Genomic DNA, 19558 nt, shown 5'->3' with positions numbered 1-19558 from the left:
AGATAAAACTAAAAGGTATGAGTCCAGTTCAATACCGAACACATACCCTGCAGGTTATTTAAACTTTTGTGTCTAACTTTTTGGGTTCACTTCAACAATGGTGTCTTTTTATTTAAACCTAGTACGTTATGAAACTAGCAATCATATATATACATAGAGTAAAAAATACGATAAAGCAGGTGATAGGATTGTCTATAAGGCTACCTGATAGATTAGTAGACTTTCCTAGACATTCCACTGTTTGTTTTATGCATGCATGGGCCGTAAACAATTGGGCAGAGATCGTAGACAGTCAGCTGAAACGGCTATGTTCATCAGGTTTATATCAAAAATTTGATGCTATTTTTTTAAATATCGTTACAGATCAGATTGATGACACCAGTGGAATTGAAGCAGGTCTAGAACGGTTAGGAATAGATAAATATGATGATATTCTCCAATATGTCATTAAGCCGGATGGGCACGAATGCGAAAAATCAACTCTATGGTGGCTGCACCATTATAGCACTGTAAATAAACAGAACGTCCGAGCGTTATATCTTCATACAAAGGGTGTTAGACATAATGGTCAATGGTCAGAATCGAATGTAGCCGATTGGAGAAATCTATTAGAAACCTTCTTAATCGATCATCATTCTTTGGCCCTTGAATGTCTGGATAAAGTAGATGCTTGTAGTCTTCAATTTACAACAAACCCATTTCCGTGTTATGCAGGTAATTTTTGGTGGGTAAATAGTTATCATGTAAAAGGATTGAATCCTGATATTCATGCAGTATGTCCGGCAAATCATTATTTAGCTTCAGAGATGTGGGTTTTAAGCAAGCACGAGGCCACATTTTGCAATTTATTTCACTCTGGTTTAGACGGAGGGGCGCACTATTTCAATCCATTTCCTCACCATCAAATTCCTACTCATTTTACACCGACTTTTTATGGGAAAATAGGTGGCGATGTTCATACCTTGAATATCTCATAATCGAATACAAAGATTCTTTTATATATGAAAAACGCTAATTTGTCAGATTGGCGTTTTTCTTAAATCTCTCACACTATGAAACTAGCAAGCATAAATATATAGAGTAAGAAAATAAAATAAAAGGGTGATGGAATTGTCTATAAGATTACCCGATAGACTAGTAGACTTTCCTACACACTCCACCGTTTGTTTTATGCATGCATGGGTAGCAAACAATTGGATAGAGATAGTGGATAGCCAGCTGAAACGGCTATGTTCATCAGGTTTATATCAAAAGCTAGATGCTATTTTCTTAAATATCGTTACGAATCAGATTGATGACACTAGCGGAATTGAAGCAGATCTACAACGGTTAGGAATAGACCAATATGATGATACCCTTCAATATGTCATTAAGCCGGATGGGCACGAATGTGAAAAATCATCCCTATGGTGGTTGCATGAATATAGTACTGTAAATAAACAGGATGTTCGAATATTATATCTTCACACAAAAGGTGTAAGGCACTACGGTCAATCAACAGAGTCGAATGTAGCAGATTGGAGAAATATGTTGGAAACTCTCTTAATCGACCATCATTCTTTGGCCCTTGAATGTCTAGAAAAAGTAGATGTTTGTAGTCTTCAATATACTCCTAGTGCAGTAACGTTTGGAGGTAATTTTTGGTGGGCACAAAGCAGTTATTTAAAAGAATTAAGTACCGATATTCATGCAGTATGTCCAGCACATCCTTATATAGCTCAAGAGCTGTGGATTCTAAGTAAACACGAAGCCACATTTTGTGAATTATTTCATTCTGGTCTCGATGCAGCCGCAGCCGGTCATTATTACAACCCATTTCCTAGTAGTCGAATTCCAGAACATTTTACACCGATTTTTTATAAGAAAACAGGGAGACATGCTCAGTCATTCAACCTCTCATAAGAAGATAGAGCATTTTATATACGATAGGCGCTAATCGATTTGATTGGCGCTTTTTGTTTTATTTACATACATATTTAGGAATCTCGGATTTGTCGTGTATAATAAATGTAATAGATGCGGAGAAAGAAGGGTTTGGGTTGACTACCAAACATGAACAAATTTTAGCGTACATAGAGCAATTGGAAATTGGCCACAAGATTTCTGTGCGCCAAATCGCGAAGACCCTTAGTGTAAGTGATGGGACGGCCTATCGGGCAATTAAAGATGCGGAAACAAGAGGGATTGTTAATACAATTGAACGAGTCGGAACGGTGAGAATCGAAAAGAAGCAACGTTCTGAGATTGAGAAGATCACCTTTGCTGAAGTGGTAAACATCGTAGATGGAACGGTGCTTGGGGGGAAGGAAGGGCTTCATAAGACGTTAACGAAATTTGTCATTGGAGCGATGAAACTAGAAGCCCTTCTTCGCTATGTAGGGCCAGGAAATCTATTAATCGTAGGGAATCGTGATCGTGTTCACCAAGTTTCGTTGGAATACGGGGCGGCGGTACTGATTACAGGTGGCTTTGATGCGACAGAAGAAGTGAAGCAGCTAGCGGACTTCTACCAATTGCCCGTTATCTCAAGTAGCTATGATACGTTTACCGTAGCGAGCTTGATCAACCGTGCCATCTATGATCGATTGATTAAAAAAGAGATTCTTCTAGTAGAGGACCTCTTAGCCACTCACGACCAGCCAATTACACTCGAGCCTGTGGATTCTGTGGATAAATTTCACCAACTAGTAAGAGAAACCTCGCATAGTAAATTTCCAGTCGTAGAGGAGACAGGTAGAATCGTAGGAATGGTTACAGCCAAAGATGTAATCGGCCTCTCTGCCTCCGATCGAATTGAGAAAGCGATGACACGTAGTCCCGTATATGTCCATCCGCATACCTCTCTCGCAGCGGCGGCTCATGAGATGGTCTGGGAAGGGATTGAACTATTGCCTGTGGTCGATGAACAGAAACGGCTACTCGGAATTGTCAGCAGACAAGACGTGATCGAATCCCTGCAAACGATGCAGAAACAGCCCCAAGTAGGTGAAACGGTCCATGAGTTATCGACACGGGGTTTTCAAGAGGCCATGCGAGAAGGGACTCCCGTCTTACGCGGCAAGATTAGTCCGCAGATGACAGACTCGCTTGGCATCTTGAGCACAGGCGTCTTAACGACCCTGATGACTGAAACATGCCTACGTCTTCTTCGAAAATATCACCGCGAAGACTTAGTGATCCAGAACTTGACCCTATATACGCTCAAGCCTGTTCAATTAGAAACGATGATTGAGATTGTGCCTAAGATTTTAGAGCTAGGCCGGAATCAGGCGAAGTTAGATGTAGAGGTATTGACGGATCAGCAGGTGGTAGGAAAGGCGCTGATTACGGCGCAGATGATTGAGAAGTAGTAGGAGCATGCATATGTTTTCCAATGAAAGAAGGATAATCAGAGACTCATATTGGTCTGATTATCCTTCTTTTGAAATCACGCCTATTTTTCTTTCACTGGCATCCAAATTTCACTGTATACATTTTCCGAAGTACCGTTGTACTTTGTAAATGAAATACCAGGTGCATCCGCTACTTCATACCCGGAAGAAGGCAACCATTCAGAATAGATTTTAGCAGTTGTTTCTTGAAGCGTAGCAGGAAAGGGTCCTTGATTAGGGAAAATGGCCCATAACCCTTCTTCAATCGAAAGTTGTTCTAAATCATCGAATGTATTTTCCTTTGTAGTGGCAAAACCAATCATATGAGTTAAGTATCCTTTTTCTTCTAAATAACCATCATCAAAATCATACGATACATTTAAGACTTGATGAGGATGTAAATCAGCTAATTGATGCATTTCCTCTCTTTGTTGTTCGGTAATGGACTGGGCTAGTTCGAAGATAGCCTTATTTTCCCCTTCGAATTGAATCGGCACTCTTTTCGATACACCGACTACATGAAACTTCTCTTTCTTTTCGATTTTGAATTCCATGGATACGCCTCCTCTTATATCGATAAAAAATGAAAACTTGGGAAATGATTTTTGAATTTTGTTTTTCGCTACTTCTGAAGGTAAGAAGCCGCTCCATTCACGAAAGGCTCTTGAAAATCCTTCTATCGATTGATAGCCGTATTGATAGGCGAGATCTGTCACCTTTGCTCCGTTGATTAATTCAACATTTGCAACGGATAATCTCCTGTTTTTGATGTACTCATTTAATGACATGCCAGCCATATACGAAAACATTCTTTTAAAATGATAATCAGATAGCCCCACCATTTTTGATATCTCTTTTCCAGAGATTTCTTCTGTTAAGTGGGTTTCAATGTAGTTCATGACATCATTGAATTCTTGTACCATTCATTTCCCTCCTTTGCAAATACATCGTATCCTGTAAGTTTGTTTTTCACTCGATATTTTCTATACGGAGTATATCGGAATTGGGTGGATGATATAAATATCCCTTTTTTGCAAATAAACTCTTTATATCCATTGATGTAAGGAGTTTTATTTATTTTCTAAAGTAGAAGGGTCGCGAGAAAATTGATTACTATGAGTTTACTGTATTATTTTCATTATAGAAATAAGGGAATTCATTTTATCAAGAGTACTACATAGCTTCAAGTTGCCTAATCCACCTAGGCAATCTACATATATAAATAGAAATTGAGGAATATGAACGTGAAAAAAATATCTTTACTTGGTATCATCACGAATCCGAAAGAACAATTTGAGGCAATGAAGAGCAACCCGACTATTTCTTGGGCTCCACTGTTGTTACTATTTCTTCTGGCTGTATTTATATATGCTTATACGGACGATCCTTCGTTCTTCACTTTTGCCGGTAATTCTGGAGTACATATTGGACTTAGTGTGATATTTGCAATCGTTGTTCTCACGATTGTGTTTTTGTTCCTCTCCTTGTTAACCATGTTTACGTCTTGGATTATGCAAGGATTGGTTAAGCTGTTCGGCGGACGCATTGCATTCAAACAGTCTTTCTCCTTGAACATGAATCTCTGGGTCATTACCCTGTTGGGCTTAGTATTCCATTTGATACTCGCCATGTTATTCCATGATAATCCAGAGATACAATACACAAGTTTGGCAAGTATACTTCCAGTAAAGGGCTTCTGGGAAGGAGTTCTAAGCTGTGTAGAACTATTCGAGATCTGGTTTACGGTTCTACTTGCAATGGGGTTAACCACCTTAGCGAATCTTACAGCTAAGAAAGCATGGATCATTGCCATTCTGTTCTGGATGTTATTAGCTGTTATGGTTGGATTAGCAAGTACGTTGTAGTACGTGTCTATAAATATAAAGGAGCAACAGGTATGCGATAATTAATCAAGGTTTTCATTGCTCTGTAGATAAATGAATGTATTCTTCAATATCACGTGCAATCTGCTGGGTGGGTTGATCCCAGAAGTCTGGATGGGAAAGGTCAATATGAAAGTGTTGAAGCGCTAGCTCTTCCACTGATTTTTTTCCTGTTTCGCTTAGAAATTGATTAAATTTCTGAGAAAATTGCTTTCCATCTTTCTTTGCTATTTCGAATAGACCTAAGCTAAAAAGATAGCCAAAGGTGTATGAATAGTTATAGAAGGGGACAGAGGATCGATAAAATTGGATCGCTTTTATCCACTCGAAAGGTTGATATTGACTAAGCTGGTCTCCATAAGCTTCTTTTTGAGCTTCTTGGAATAAATCTTCTAACTGACTAGCACTCAAAGGACCTGATCTCCGTTTTTCATAGAGGCGAGTTTCGAATAGATAGGCTGCTCGAATTCCCATCAAATAGGTAAGGCTATCTTGTATTTTCCAATTAAGTAGTGATTTTTTCTCTTCCCGATCCTTTGAATGTTGGATCATATCATCGATAAATGCCAACTGAAAGAAGATAGAGGATGTTTCAGCAATGGTCATGCTAAATCGATCTTCCAACAGAACGAGAGAAGAGTGATCTTCCAATTGTCGAAAATGCCATGCATGTCCTAGTTCGTGAGCCAGAATTCTACCACTCTCTACTCCTCCATCATAGTTTAAGGAGATACGAGATTCTCCGTTATGAATAAAGGGAGCGCAAAAGCCGCCTAGTGGTTTGTTTTTACGTGGCATTGCATCGATCCATCCATTTATAACAGCTTGCTGCATGAAGTCCCCTATGGCTGGATCTAATTGGTTAGAAGTTTCAATAATCCGTTCTATGGCTTCAGAGAAAGGAACTTGAGTATGAATGTGGGATTCCGTTTTTAGTTGATGCCAAGAGATTTTTTCTTCTCCATATTCTTTCGCTTTTAGCTTTAGGAAATGAGTTAGTTTTGGGAGAAGACTGTCAATCGTCTCCCACATGGTGTCCAGAGTAACACGAGAAAGACCACTTAATGTTAATGAATCGTCTAATACATCTCTTCGTTGTTGAGCTTGGCAAAGAGCTAGACGAAAATGGGTAATTTGATTCAAAACGGATGCAAAGAGGTCTGATTCCTGTTCTAAGGTATGGGTGAGAGATTGAAATGCTTGCCTTCGCCGATTTGGATCTGGGTCACTAAAGGCTATTCTATTTGCTTCCCCAAAAGATAGTTTTGTTCTATTACTTTCATCCTCTATATCAACTTTTAACTTGTCCCGAAGTTGGATATACATATGTTCCAACGATTTAAGCCCATCTCCAGCGAGGCTTGTTGCAAAGTCTTCTAGATTAGTAGGAAGGGTTTGGCTCTTTAGACGAAGAGTGGATAAATCAGAGATAAATGGATGAATAGAAGGAAGACTAGACCATGCAGTGAATTGTTCATCTGTCATCAGAGCGAGTTGATGTCCCAAATCAGACCAGAGAGAACGGATTCCCGCTTTCAGTGTAGAAACACGGCTACGTAGTAAGGGGATGATGGAATGTCTAGGTGTCTCAGCAAAAAGACAATAATAATAGGAGTCGGCTTTCTCGACTCTCCTAATTAATTGGGAGAAAAGAGAGAGTTCTTCCGGTTTAATCGGATTTAAACTCGGAGAAAGCTTCTTTATACTATGTAGAAGTTTATTTAGAGTAGCCTCTAATTCATCTAACTCCGTAGATAGGGTAGATTCCATCTGCTCGGGATATAACGTGTGTAAATTCCAACGAGTAGGTTCATTCATCATATTCGTCGTAATCCTCCTCCATTGGTGTTTTGTTTACATAAGTTCTATGTCATCAGTAATTCTTATTTAGTTCAATGATAATAGAACAATTAATATATGTAAATATATATTGAAATCATTTATTGTTCTTTTTAATTATTCATTTATGCTATTCTAGAGTTACTAGTGGAGATCGGGAGGCAAATATGTCGTATCAAGTAGAGGCAGGAAATTCCATTGCATATGAACTTCTTTTAAGTTTTCTTTTATATAAACGGAGAGCAAATCTAAAGTATTTATACAAAGGGATAGGGTGGATTTCGGACGTACAGAAGAGATTAACTGCTGAATTTGAAACCGAATTGGCGGAGTTTGAGGATTTGGCGTTTAGTAATGTTGCCTGCTTATTAATTGAAAACTGCCCACAAAACCAACAAGTAGGGTCCTTTTTAAGCTGGTTGGAAGGGCTAACTGCGGCTGAGATGTATGAATTACTAGCTCCGCATCTAAGAGAAGTAGATTCACAGATATTATTGGATTTAGAAAAACAACGAAATCAGTTTGTTTATTTTCTCTCTCAATGGAACGAGCAGTACTTTCAATATGAGAAGGTTGAAAATACGTTGAAAAAGGCAATCCATCTTTTCAATAAACAAAAGGGACAAATGCCTTCCACCCAGGTAGTGGAACATTTTGCTAGGGGGCTTCAGATTGAGATAGAAGATATGAAGCATGTCATCATGATCCCGTCTATTCACTTTAGTCCGCTACATACCTTTAGTATTTTTAGAGAGAAAATATTTGTGTGGTTCCCTCTTAAAACGGAACCATCCAGCATAGATGAGTTGATGAGCATTGGAAAATGCTTATCTGATCGAAAGCGCTTAGAAATATTGCAGTTTCTTTCTATACAGAAACGTACATTCACAGAGGTTTTAAAGCAGATAGGAGGAGCAAAAGGGAATATTCATCATCATCTTATGACACTACGAGCAGCGGGTCTTGTTCGCGTACATTTAACAGGAGATAGTCAATTTTGCCTTAGTACGCGAAAAGAGTTTGCGCTTGAATTACAAGAAAAGCTACATTCCGTTATCTACCCAACCTGAGATTTGTGTGGCGAGAGAATAACAACAGAGCAATGCCGAATTCGTTGTTCGGTATTGCTCTGTTTATGTTTGTTCATACCCTACCTAGGTCATACCCTTACGAAATCTTCTATCGATTTGATTGCTACCATTGGTTCTAGAAAATGTGGTGTAGTCTCATACAGACTTATTTGATATGCCTGTATTCTAGAATGATTTTTTCTCACGATCTGTCGTAATCTCCTTTTTTGCAACACAACTGCATACGTATAAGTAGGAGTTATATATGGGAGGAAAAGTAGTATGTCTCAATCGAATATACCGAATATTACCCCGAATATTACACTTACTCGAGAAGACGCAGTAAACCTATTACTTTCGTCCATTGCTTTAGAAGAGCTAGGTCTTAGCCATATTATTAATGCGGAAGGAGAAAAGCTTCAGTACGTTTTAGGGACTCTCCCTGGAGTATCCACAAGCTTTCAACCTTCGATTAGCGACTTACTTACGATTAATGAAAGCGTTCGCGACACCATCAATGTAATTGGGAAGAAAGAATGGATTTTAAACGAGAAGTTAGAAAACGTGTTAGGAACAGATGTTACGAGGGGACCGACGGGACCTCAAGGACCACCGGGAGTCACAGGGTCATCGGGAGGACCTCCTGGGCCTCAGGGATCCACAGGACCTCAGGGGCCAGCAGGACCACCGGGAGCGGTTGGACCCACGGGACCCCAAGGGCCAACAGGACCTCAAGGACCGACGGGATCTTTTGCTACAGGTGATTTCTTATTTGTGGTTCAAGGAAATTCAGGAGCAAACGGAAGTGCCCAAATGGGTTTCGCAGATACACTAAATTTTATATCCAATGCGTTAGACATTACGGTAACACCTGGTTCAGCAAATGTGAGATTAGATTTGCCTGCTGGAGCTTCTGGAGCGATTGCAAAAATCATTATAGCAATCATTGAAGAGATTGGTCTTACTGGGACAACCGGTCCAACTGGAGCCGATGGAGTAACCGGCCCAACTGGAGCCGACGGAACAACTGGCCCAACCGGAGCTGACGGAACAACCGGCCCAACTGGAACCGACGGAACAACCGGTCCAACCGGAGCCGACGGAACAACCGGTCCAACTGGAGCCGACGGAACAACCGGTCCAACCGGAGCCGACGGAACAACTGGCCCAACTGGAGCCGACGGAACAACTGGCCCAACTGGAACCGACGGAACAACCGGCCCAACTGGAGCCAACGGAACAACCGGTCCAACCGGAGCCGACGGAACAACTGGCCCAACTGGAGCCGACGGAACAACTGGCCCAACTGGAACCGACGGAACAACCGGCCCAACTGGAGCCAATGGAACAACTGGCCCAACTGGAGCCGACGGAACAACTGGCCCAACTGGAGCCGACGGAACAACTGGTCCAACTGGAGCCGACGGAACAACCGGCCCAACTGGAGCCGACGGAACAACTGGCCCAACTGGAGCCGACGGAACAACTGGCCCAACTGGAACCGACGGAACAACCGGCCCAACTGGAGCCAACGGAACAACCGGTCCAACCGGAGCCGACGGAACAACTGGCCCAACTGGAGCCGACGGAACAACTGGCCCAACTGGAACCGACGGAACAACCGGCCCAACTGGAGCCAATGGAACAACCGGCCCAACTGGAACCGATGGAGTAACCGGCCCAACTGGAGCCGACGGAACAACCGGTCCAACTGGAGCCGACGGAACAACCGGCCCAACTGGAGCCGACGGAACAACCGGTCCAACTGGAGCCGACGGAACAACTGGCCCAACTGGAGCCGACGGAACAACTGGCCCAACTGGAGCCGACGGAACAACTGGCCCAACTGGAGCCGACGGAACAATCGGCCCAACTGGAGCCGACGGAACAACCGGTCCAACTGGAGCCGACGGAACAACTGGCCCAACTGGAGCCGACGGAACAACTGGCCCAACTGGAAGCGATGGAGTAACTGGCCCAACTGGAACCGATGGCCCAACCGGCTCAACTGGCCCAACCGGCTCAACTGGCCCAACCGGCCCAACCGGAGCCACGGGCCCAACTGGAGCAATCGGGGTTGGAGTTACTAATATTTCTGGAGGTGGAGTAAAAGATGCTAATGCTGCAACAGTTCCTCTTAATCAATTCATTCCATTTACCGTAGCCTCTACTTCATTTCCAACCGGACAATTTACGCTAAATTCACCAACAAATAATCAAGTTGTTGTGCAGCAAAGTGGTGTATATGCAATTGACTATACGATTGTGACTGGAGGGATGACTGGAGATGCTTTAGTCCAGTTACAAATTAATGGTGCAGCATCACCAAACCCTTTAGGTAGGAATATAAATGTTAGAGCGAATCTTACGATCTCAGCTAATAGTATTCAGCGTGTAACTGCTGGGCAACTTATTGGAGTAAGAGTTATATCTGGAGCTCCCGTTATTTTATATACAACTGGGGTGGGTGCTCCTGCTTATGATACCTATACTCTAAGGGCTATTAAGCTTACCGATTAATAGTTCGATTGATGAAAAGAAAATGTGTAACAGCAGAGGTTTTTAGGGTAAATGAAATAAAAATACCTAGATTCCCTAATGATGAAGGCACAAAATTATGCAAATGAGGATATTATCCGCATAAACAGGAGTAGACTAGACTGGTTGTCTGGCCTACTCCTGTTTAGATTCTATGTTAAAAACATTAACCTATAAACTCCTCTAATTTCCCGCCGATCGATTCGATTGCTACCATTGGGTTCCAGAAATCACGATACACTTGGATGAAGCCATCCTTCGTTTGAACGACACTGATATACGTTTGTTCATATGGATTCCCAGTTTCGAGATGTTTCCCTGTAGATTTGAATTCTGCGATTACAAGTTCTGGATCTTCAGTAGGATAAAATTTCAGATCATAAAATCTAACACTGAAGTGTTTTGGAAAGTTGATCATGTAATCATAAAGAGCTTTCTTACCTTCTACTTTTTTAGGGAAGTTTCCGATAGCATAAGGGAAGTCTAACACTCCATCTTGATGGAAAAGATCGGTCCATGTGGCAATCTCACCAGCGGATAGATATTTGAGATGGTTTTTAAATACGCCTTCTGCTCTTTCACGAATTTGTTCTCTTGTCATTTGGGTAGTCATAATAGAGTCCTCCTAAGGGATGTTTTTTTGTTTATGTGATTGCTTTATCACTTTTCAAGACCAAATGGTCTGGAATGATTAAAAAATAAGCAACGAACCTTTATAGAACAATCAGTCCAAAATAATTACTGATTTGGGTTCCAACACCTCCTTAACTTGTTAGATAAGCATTTGGTTCAAATTCTTACATCGAATATCTCCTACAACATCATCATACTCTTTATAGATCGTTTGGTCAAGAAAAAAGTTGAAAATATTTTTCTGGTCAGCCATATTTTTTTAGATGTAAGGAAACGTGCAATGCGGTTCAACGAAAGGTAGATGACCGTGAAGCAGGAGAAGCACTCCATGATTAGTCTAAAGTGGATAGGATAACGGCTACGACGTTATCTAATACTTTCGGGTCTGAAGTGATTTTTACCACCTGAGTAAGGGAATAGCGTGCATGGTATAAATATCTGGAAAGGGCTAACAAGTCTCCATGCCGATCACTTAGTTCCCCCTGTTGTTTAGCACGTACCAATGCATCATAAAAGGCTTGTTCTAACAGAGATTTATCTTTCGCGAAATAAGCAGCGATTTCCGGATCATGGGGGATTTGATCAATGGCACTACATATAATAAAGCATTCATTACGGCGCATTTCATCTTTTAAAACGGCCGCAATTGCGTAAAAGATCTGGGCAATCGCTTCTTTCTTGGAACCAGGTCGTTCGAGGTATTCAACCACAGCTAATGATTTCTCATTCAAATAATGTTTAATCGCTAAAATGAATAGCTCTCTTTTGGTACCATATGTGTCGTAAAGACTTTGGCGGGCTATGCCTAATCCTTCAAGTAAATTTTGTAGTGACGTACCTTCATATCCGTAATGACCGAATATCTCGGTAGCTTTACGCAACACAAGAGTGGTATCGAATTCCTTGTTTCGGGCCATTAGGTTCACCTCCTTTCAAGATACCTTATCATTTGCGGACCGTTCAGTCAATAAAGGTTGTGAGGGAGCTTTCTTAATATAGAAAAGACGACCCTTCCAAAAATGTTTTTGGAGAGCCGTTCTATGGTGTTTCATCATCCACGATGTACATTCTTTTATCTATGATTTCTGCCGGCTTAGCTGAACCCGCTTGTATCCATAATAGAAACAAACAAGACCAATAAGAGCGATTAAAGCTAGCAGGATATATCCTAATGGAGATTTAAAGGTAAGGGTAGCGTATTCTAAGCCAGCTAGGCTGAGGAATAAAGTACCCATGGAGATATTCATAAATCCTTGATTCTTCATACGCGTGTTTCCTTGACTACGCCTATAGGCGAAAGAAAAGACGACGACCGCGCAAAAAGAGATCATACCTAGCGTAAAAATCAGTACATTCAAGAGAAAAGCCTCCTACAAAAAAGTACGAAAAACACCCTTGATCTCCAAGGATCAGGTGTGTTTTTCCCTTGTATTATTCAACCTTATGATTTGAAGTATCGGTATCGGGGATAAACCAACATCCAAGGTCTGTGCGATCAATGTGGACTGGAAAATCGATGGTATCTAACTTTTTTTCAATAGATTGTGCAATCTCTTCGATTTCAGTGTATACGGAGAAACCTTGTCTTAACTTTTCCAGCTTAGCCCTAGCTAGTGCCCTGCGACTAATAATCATGGATGCTCCCCCTTTTCTCATTATACTTATAATCATACCTTATTTTTGCTTACATTTCGACTATGGAAGGAGAATTGACACAACTAATGGGTAGAAGGGAAGATTTGTTCCCCCGTTTCGATAGAATGGTATAATAAATCACAAAAGGAGACGAACGGAGGGGTGAATGATGAAGGATGAATTTGTGCATCTGCATGTACATAGTGAGTATAGTTTGTTAGACGGAGCAGGCAGGATCGAACAGCTCGTACAGACAGCCAAAGCAAATGGGATGAAGGCGCTAGCGATAACGGATCACGGATCAATGTATGGAGTCATCCCTTTTTACCGGGCCTGTCTGGAAGCGGGGATTAAGCCGATTATTGGTTGCGAGATGTATATAAGTGAGAACTATCTAGAAAGATCGATGTTAAAAGAGCAGAAAATCTGCCATCAACTCCTATTGGCAGAGTCAACGGAAGGCTATCATAATCTTATTCGGCTGACGACGGAAGCGCATCTTCGCGGATTTCATTATAAGCCCCGAATTGACCGATCGTTACTTCGTAAGTATCGGAACGGATTAATCGCGACTAGTTCCTGTTTAGGCGGGGAGATTCCACAAGCTATTTTGCAAGATGATGATGAGAAGGCGAAGCGCTTGTTAGAAGAATATGTGGATATCTTTGGACGGGAGCATTTTTTCTTAGAATTACAGGATCATCAAATCTGGGAGCAACAAAAGGTAAATCAGAGACTCATTTCATGGGCGAAGGAATATGATTTAGGGCTGATTGCGACTAATGATATTCACTATGTCCATCAAGATGATTATCAAGTTCATGACTGCTTGCTTTGTATTGGTACTGGTAAAAAGGTAGAAGATGAGAAGCGATTACGATTTGCAAACGATCAGTTTTATTTTAAGAGTGCGGAAGAGATGGCGAGGCAATTTAGCCATGTACCGGAAGCGATCGCGAATACGGTGAAGATCGCCAAGCGATGTAATGTTGAGATTTCCTTTGGGGAGCGGTTACTTCCTGAGTTTCCAGTTCCACAAGGGGTGAGTAGTAGTGAATATCTACGGGCGATTTGTGAGAAGGGTGCGCAGAAAAGATACGGGGAACAACTGACAGATGAGGTAGAGCAGCGGCTTTATTATGAGCTTGATGTGATTGATCAGATGGGCTTTGCGGATTATTTCTTAGTGGTATGGGATTTGGTTTCCTTTGCCCATCAAAATCAAATTGCCATTGGTCCGGGACGGGGATCTGCGGCAGGTAGTTTGGTGTCGTATGTACTTGAGATTACAGATGTAGATCCGATTAAATATCAATTACTTTTTGAACGATTCCTAAACCCTGAGCGGATTAGTATGCCTGATATCGATATTGATATTTGCTATGAACGGCGAGAAGAAGTGATTGCGTATGTGACAAGGAAGTATGGAAACGATCGGGTCGCGCAGATTATCACGTTTGGAACGATGGCTCCTCGTGCGGCAATTCGTGATTTAGGTAGGGTTTTAAACCTTCCGTACCAAGAAGTAGACCGTGTTGCCAAGTTAATACCAGGAAACCCAGGAATGACGTTGAAACGTGCATTTCAGTTAGAAACTAAATTAGAAGAACTATACCATTCGAATCCGCAGATGGCACAGTTAGTGGATTATGCGAGACGAATTGAAGGGATTCCAAGGCATACTTCTACTCATGCGGCAGGTGTCGTGATGTCGAAAACGCCATTGACGGATTGGGTTCCGCTTCAAGAGGGCTCAGACGGAGTATCGCTCACTCAGTATGCGATGGAAGCGCTGGAGCAGATCGGGCTACTTAAGATGGACTTTCTCGGACTGCGCAATCTGAGTGTTATTGAGAAAGCGATTGAGATGATTCATCGTGATCAAGGTGTGCAGGTATCGTTTGAGGATTGTGATTATCAAGATGAGGCTACTTATCGACTACTAGCAAAAGGCGAGACGACAGGTGTCTTCCAATTGGAGTCTAGTGGGATTCGCAAGGTTCTTCGTGAGCTGAAGCCGAGCCATTTTGAAGATATTGTAGCGGTTCTCGCTCTATACAGACCGGGACCGATGGAGCAAATCCCACGGTATATTCGGGCTAAGCATGGCTTGGAATCTGTTTCGTATCCTCATCCAGCATTACAGGAAATATTGCTTCCTACTTATGGGATTATTGTGTATCAAGAGCAAATTATGCAGATTGCGGCAATGTTAGCTGGCTTTTCGTTGGGACAAGCGGATATTTTACGTCGTGCCGTGTCGAAGAAGAAGAAAGATTTGCTAGATGAACAGAGGAAAGCCTTTGTACAGGGATGTGTGAGAAATGGCTTTGAAGAAGAGGTAGGCCATCAAATCTACGATCTCATCGTTCGCTTTGCTGATTATGGATTTAACCGAAGCCATGCGGTTGCGTATGCCGTGTTAGCTTATCGAACGGCTTATTTGAAGGCGAATTATCCGCAAGCGTATCTAGCGGCCCAGTTATCAACGATGATGGGAAATCAGGGAAAAGTAGCTGAGTACATGGACGAGGCGAAACGGATGGGGATCTCGATTCTTCAGCCTGATATTCAACATAGCCGCCATCATTTTACGATCGAAGGAAATCAGATCCGCTTTGGATTAGCGGCGATTAAAAATGTAGGGACACAGGCGATTGATGTAATTTTGGAAGCAAGGGAGAAAGGGCCCTTTTTAGATCTTCGAGATTTCTGTCGCCGGATTGATCTGCGGATTTGCAATCGGCGCGTATTGGAATCGCTAATCTTATGCGGAGCTACCGAATCATTACCCGGTCATCGTGCAAGCCAAAAAGAGATGTTGGATGAGGTATTAAATAAGACATCTATGGCTCAAAAGTGGGGCTTAGAGGATCAAATCGATCTGTTTGAAGATGAGGACCTCTTTTCCGAAGAACCGTTAACTCGTAATTATGAAGAAGAGATTGCTCCGTATTCATCTAGGGAGCGGATTCAGTTGGAGAAGGAATATTTAGGATTATTCCTTTCAGGGCATCCTTTAGATGATTATCGGTCGCAATATGAAGGGCAGATTACACACGGGATTCATCAATTGGAGGAAGGTATGGACGGGGCATCGATTGTGTTGGCAGGGATTGTAACTCACATTAAATCAATTCGCACGAAAAAAGGAGATCCGATGGCCTTTGTAGAGCTAGAGGATCAAACGGGCACGGTAGAGGTGGTCGTTTTCCCGAATACGTACCGGCGGGTGCGATCGTTTCTTCAAGAAGATCAAGCTCTGCTCATCAAAGGTGTATATCAAGGTAATGATGAAAGTGGGAAGTGTATTGCCAATCAAATAATCCGATTAGATGAGCCAAATCAAATGGCTGGGTCTGGAGCGGATCAACGAGTACAAATTTTTATCCGTACTCATCAAGAGAGATCCGAAATTTTGTATGCATTAAAGCTGATCTTAAAAGAAAACTATGGAAAAACACCTGTCCAATTAGTTTATGAACGGACGAAAAAAGGTCATGCTCTCCCAGTTCAACAGTATGGTGTAAATACAAATCTTCATTTTCAACAGGAAGTGGAAGCGTTGCTCGGAACCGACTCTGTTCGTATCAGTGTATATAATTAGAAGAATAAACGCTATGTTCCCTTTTACCCCTTAGCGCTATTTTGGTATAATGTCTCTTATTGGTGGTCAGACCACCGGTAAGTGACAAAGAGAAGTGTAGAGATAGAGGAGAGATCAGGTTTGTCCAGTTTAAAAGAAGCGTCACTTGAGATGCATCGAAAACATCAAGGGAAGTTAGAGGTACAATCGAAAGTTCCGGTTGAGACTTCCTATGATTTAAGCCTGGCTTATTCTCCAGGGGTAGCTGAGCCTTGTCGTGAGATACATGTAGATCCAGATAAGGTATACGACTACACAATGAAAGGCAACTTAGTAGCAGTTGTATCAGATGGTACAGCTGTACTTGGCTTAGGGAATATTGGCCCAGAAGCAGCACTGCCTGTTATGGAAGGAAAAGCACTCCTCTTTAAATCGTTTGCAGGAGTCGACGCCTTTCCATTGTGCCTCGATACAACGGATGTAGATGAGATTGTAAAAACAGTAAAGATGCTGGCTCCCACTTTTGGTGGTGTAAATTTAGAAGATATCGCGGCACCGAATTGCTTCCAAATTGAAGAACGTTTGCAAGAAGAAGTGGAGATTCCTGTGTTTCATGACGACCAACATGGGACGGCCATTGTGACATTGGCGGGATTAATCAATGCGTGCAAAGTGGTAGATAAGAAGCTTTCTGAGATTCGAGTGGTGACAAGTGGTGCAGGAGCCGCTGGGATCGCAATTATTAAATTATTGATTAGTTTGGGCGTGCAAGATGTCATTATGTGTGATAGTAAAGGAATTATTTATGACGGACGTCCTCAGGGGATGAATTCGATGAAAGAAGAGATTGCGAGGGTAACGAATCGCTCTGGTTTAACAGGGGATTTAGCGACTGCGATGAACGGTGCGGATGTATTTATTGGTATCTCTGTGGCTGGAATGGTGACACAGGATATGGTTCGTTCTATGAGTCGCGATCCGATTATCTTTGCGATGGCGAATCCAACACCCGAAATCATGCCAGAAGAGGCTTATCAAGCTGGTGCGAAGGTAGTGGGGACAGGACGCTCTGATTATCCAAATCAGGTTAACAATGTATTAGCGTTTCCAGGTATCTTTCGAGGCGCACTCGATGTACGAGCGAAACGGATTAACGAAGCGATGAAAGTAGCTGCGGCGTACGCGATATCCGATCTTGTTTCTCCAGAGGAATTATCAGCAGAAAAAGTGATTCCAGATGCACTCGATCCTAGGGTTTCTGCCAAAGTAGCCGTTGAGGTTGCCAGGGCTGCGATTGAAACAGGTGTAGCGCGAGTAGAGCTAGATCCAGACGTGATCTATGAACGAACACTGCAACTGATCGAGCGAAAATAAGCTACAATTAGGATCAAGACATCTTTGTTTGTTAGGAGTACACATAGGATGAAGGATGTAAGTTCGAATAAATTCCATAGCATCTTAAATAGCATCCATCAGTTAATTGAAGCGGATGGTCTATGTACAGGTGATCGCCTTCCTTCCGAACGAGAGTTGTCTGAACGACTACAAGTTGGGCGTTCTACGGTACGAGAAGCACTGCGTTCCCTTGAGCTATTGGGGATCATCTCGACCAGGCGTGGTGAAGGAACCTTCTTGGAGTCATCTCAGTCGAATCAGATTGTAGAGTTATTAGCCAAATATATTTTGCAAGGACATCAGGTACTGGAGGATTTATTAGAGACCCGCGTTCTTTTGGAGATGGGAGCTGTCTGGCTCTTATGCGATCGCATGAAAGAAGAGGATCTAGCCGAATTGCTTGAGGTGAATGATCAGCTTTTGCAAGTAGAGAAGCTAGAGCAGATTGTACAACTAGATTCCACTTTTCATGAGCGCCTCGTTTCTTTATCCCGAAATCATTTATTAATTCGTATCTGGCAGGAGATTATGCAGTTCTTACATACTAAGCCTGCTGTTTTATCTTTATCAAAGGTAACGGGTGCTCAAACATTGTGGGACGAGCATAAGAAGCTACTTACGGCGATTCATGAGCGTGATATGGTCAAATCTCTATCACTGATGAAAGAACATTTTAGACCATCCATGTTTCAAACGATTGAACCGCAGGGCAATCCAGTATAGATGAATTTATCGAATGAGGTGATCCCACTTGCTTAAGGATCTATTTCGCAAACAAAAAAAGTATGCAACTATTCCTACAGAAGCAACGAAAAATCAGGTCCCAGAAGGGATCATGCAAAAGTGCCCTACTTGTGGAACGATTCTTCTTTCAAAAGAAGTAGAGAAAAACGAGAAGGTATGTAAAGTATGTGGCTATCACTTTACGATGACGGCACCAGAGAGAATTCAATCCCTAGTAGATGATGGACGATTTTTTGAGTATGATTCTGATTTAATCTCAGTCGATCCACTCGAATTCCCAGATTATCAGAAAAAAATTAAGCAGGATATGGATAAAACAGACCTGAAGGAAGCGATTATCACAGGTGAAGGAACGATGGATGGTTATCCCATTATTCTCGGCGTGATGGATTCCAGGTTTCGGATGGGGAGCATGGGTTCTGTAGTAGGAGAGAAGATTGCCCGTGCAGCAGAGCGTGCTGTTCAAAAGAAATTTCCATTTATTCTCTTCTCTGCTTCTGGAGGAGCTCGTATGCAGGAGGGAGCGCTTTCGTTGATGCAGATGGCGAAAACGAGTGCGGCTTTGCAAAAGATGAATCATAATCAGGTTCTTTTTGTCTCTGTCTTAACCAACCCAACTACGGGCGGGGTATCGGCTAGCTTTTCTTCCTTAGGGGATATTAATATTGCGGAGCCGGGAGCTTTAATCGGGTTTGCTGGGCGACGTGTTATTGAACAAACCGTTCGCCAGAAACTTCCAGATGATTTTCAGACATCAGAGTTTCTATTAAAGCATGGTCAACTGGATTTAGTCGTCCCGAGACTTGAACTACGTGATATGCTTGTAAAAATTTTGGAACTTCATACTAGCAGGGGGTGACTGTG

The 19558-nt window shown here is 42.2% G+C and carries 16 protein-coding genes; 10 read left to right on the top strand and 6 right to left on the bottom strand.

What is annotated here, in order from left to right; all coding sequences use genetic code 11:
- Window positions 1-188 precede the first annotated feature (188 nt).
- From EDD57_RS06335 to EDD57_RS06325, 3 genes are all read left to right on the top strand, one after another.
- Window positions 189-977 (top strand): hypothetical protein, encoded by a 789-nt coding sequence (locus tag EDD57_RS06335; RefSeq protein WP_131848635.1) that lies wholly within the window; start codon window positions 189-191, stop codon window positions 975-977.
- Window positions 978-1110: 133 nt separating this feature from the next.
- Window positions 1111-1902, top strand: coding sequence for a hypothetical protein (locus EDD57_RS06330; protein ID WP_131848634.1), 792 nt, complete (start codon window positions 1111-1113; stop codon window positions 1900-1902).
- Between the two features lie 137 nt (window positions 1903-2039).
- Window positions 2040-3350 (top strand): DRTGG domain-containing protein, encoded by a 1311-nt coding sequence (locus EDD57_RS06325; RefSeq protein WP_131848633.1) that lies wholly within the window; start codon window positions 2040-2042, stop codon window positions 3348-3350.
- 83 nt (window positions 3351-3433) lie between these two features.
- On the opposite strand, the gene EDD57_RS06320 is transcribed toward EDD57_RS06325, so the two are convergent.
- Window positions 3434-4294 carry an AraC family transcriptional regulator gene (locus EDD57_RS06320; RefSeq protein WP_131848632.1) on the bottom strand — a complete coding sequence of 287 codons (861 nt, stop codon included), beginning with the start codon at window positions 4292-4294 and terminating at the stop codon, window positions 3434-3436.
- A gap of 321 nt (window positions 4295-4615) precedes the next feature.
- On the opposite strand from EDD57_RS06320, the gene yknW reads away from it, so the two are divergent.
- Window positions 4616-5236, top strand: coding sequence for a YknW family membrane protein (gene yknW / locus EDD57_RS06315; RefSeq protein ID WP_165873692.1), 621 nt, complete (start codon window positions 4616-4618; stop codon window positions 5234-5236).
- Between the two features lie 54 nt (window positions 5237-5290).
- Here yknW and EDD57_RS06310 read toward each other — a convergent pair whose 3' ends face one another.
- The gene (locus EDD57_RS06310) at window positions 5291-7075 is read right to left on the bottom strand and encodes a M3 family metallopeptidase (RefSeq protein WP_131848630.1); all 1785 of its coding nucleotides are present in this window, start codon (window positions 7073-7075) and stop codon (window positions 5291-5293) included.
- Window positions 7076-7260: 185 nt separating this feature from the next.
- Between EDD57_RS06310 and EDD57_RS06305 the strand changes: the two genes are divergently transcribed.
- On the top strand, window positions 7261-8163 hold the full coding sequence (locus EDD57_RS06305) for a winged helix-turn-helix domain-containing protein (RefSeq protein WP_131848629.1): 903 nt from the start codon (window positions 7261-7263) through the stop codon (window positions 8161-8163).
- 282 nt (window positions 8164-8445) lie between these two features.
- On the top strand, window positions 8446-10683 hold the full coding sequence (locus tag EDD57_RS06300; RefSeq protein WP_131848628.1) for an alpha-helical endospore appendage domain-containing protein: 2238 nt from the start codon (window positions 8446-8448) through the stop codon (window positions 10681-10683).
- Between the two features lie 184 nt (window positions 10684-10867).
- On the opposite strand, the gene EDD57_RS06295 is transcribed toward EDD57_RS06300, so the two are convergent.
- The 4 genes from EDD57_RS06295 to EDD57_RS06280 form a co-directional block, all read right to left on the bottom strand.
- Complete coding sequence (locus tag EDD57_RS06295) at window positions 10868-11314, bottom strand: nuclear transport factor 2 family protein (RefSeq protein ID WP_131848627.1); 447 nt, start codon at window positions 11312-11314, stop codon at window positions 10868-10870.
- Between the two features lie 352 nt (window positions 11315-11666).
- Window positions 11667-12251, bottom strand: coding sequence for a TetR/AcrR family transcriptional regulator (locus EDD57_RS06290; protein ID WP_131848626.1), 585 nt, complete (start codon window positions 12249-12251; stop codon window positions 11667-11669).
- 159 nt (window positions 12252-12410) lie between these two features.
- The gene (locus tag EDD57_RS06285) at window positions 12411-12692 is read right to left on the bottom strand and encodes a YtpI family protein (protein ID WP_131848625.1); all 282 of its coding nucleotides are present in this window, start codon (window positions 12690-12692) and stop codon (window positions 12411-12413) included.
- 73 nt (window positions 12693-12765) lie between these two features.
- On the bottom strand, window positions 12766-12969 hold the full coding sequence (locus tag EDD57_RS06280) for a YtzJ family protein (protein WP_131848624.1): 204 nt from the start codon (window positions 12967-12969) through the stop codon (window positions 12766-12768).
- A 169-nt stretch (window positions 12970-13138) separates the two neighbouring features.
- Here EDD57_RS06280 and EDD57_RS06275 point away from each other — a divergent pair, with 169 nt between their 5' ends.
- The 4 genes from EDD57_RS06275 to accD all read left to right on the top strand — a co-directional run bounded on the left by EDD57_RS06275 (window position 13139) and on the right by accD (window position 19553).
- Entirely contained in the window at window positions 13139-16576 is a 3438-nt protein-coding gene (locus tag EDD57_RS06275) for a DNA polymerase III subunit alpha (RefSeq protein WP_341539665.1), read from the top strand.
- Between the two features lie 120 nt (window positions 16577-16696).
- Window positions 16697-17929: an NAD(P)-dependent malic enzyme gene (locus EDD57_RS06270; RefSeq protein ID WP_131848622.1), complete on the top strand. Its 1233-nt coding sequence runs from the start codon at window positions 16697-16699 to the stop codon at window positions 17927-17929.
- A 48-nt stretch (window positions 17930-17977) separates the two neighbouring features.
- Entirely contained in the window at window positions 17978-18673 is a 696-nt protein-coding gene (locus tag EDD57_RS06265) for a FadR/GntR family transcriptional regulator (protein WP_131848621.1), read from the top strand.
- Window positions 18674-18701: 28 nt separating this feature from the next.
- Window positions 18702-19553, top strand: a complete 852-nt coding sequence (gene accD, locus EDD57_RS06260) for an acetyl-CoA carboxylase, carboxyltransferase subunit beta (protein ID WP_131848620.1) — start codon at window positions 18702-18704, stop codon at window positions 19551-19553.
- The last annotated feature ends 5 nt before the right edge of the window (window positions 19554-19558 follow it).

The organism is Baia soyae (assembly GCF_004341445.1).
Lineage (GTDB): Bacteria > Bacillota > Bacilli > Thermoactinomycetales > Thermoactinomycetaceae > Baia > Baia soyae.
This window is presented reverse-complemented; position numbering and strand designations above follow the sequence as displayed.

Bases quoted from the DNA above. Each gene is read 5' to 3' on its own strand.
- EDD57_RS06320 (WP_131848632.1), bottom strand. From the start codon at position 4,294: ATGGTACAAGAATTCAATGATGTCATGAACTACATTGAAACCCACTTA.
- EDD57_RS06310 (WP_131848630.1), bottom strand. From the start codon at position 7,075: ATGATGAATGAACCTACTCGTTGGAATTTACACACGTTATATCCCGAG.
- EDD57_RS06305 (WP_131848629.1), top strand. From the start codon at position 7,261: ATGTCGTATCAAGTAGAGGCAGGAAATTCCATTGCATATGAACTTCTT.
- EDD57_RS06300 (WP_131848628.1), top strand. From the start codon at position 8,446: ATGTCTCAATCGAATATACCGAATATTACCCCGAATATTACACTTACT.
- EDD57_RS06295 (WP_131848627.1), bottom strand. From the start codon at position 11,314: ATGACTACCCAAATGACAAGAGAACAAATTCGTGAAAGAGCAGAAGGC.
- EDD57_RS06290 (WP_131848626.1), bottom strand. From the start codon at position 12,251: ATGGCCCGAAACAAGGAATTCGATACCACTCTTGTGTTGCGTAAAGCT.
- EDD57_RS06280 (WP_131848624.1), bottom strand. From the start codon at position 12,969: ATGATTATTAGTCGCAGGGCACTAGCTAGGGCTAAGCTGGAAAAGTTA.
- EDD57_RS06275 (WP_341539665.1), top strand. From the start codon at position 13,139: ATGAAGGATGAATTTGTGCATCTGCATGTACATAGTGAGTATAGTTTG.
- EDD57_RS06265 (WP_131848621.1), top strand. From the start codon at position 17,978: ATGAAGGATGTAAGTTCGAATAAATTCCATAGCATCTTAAATAGCATC.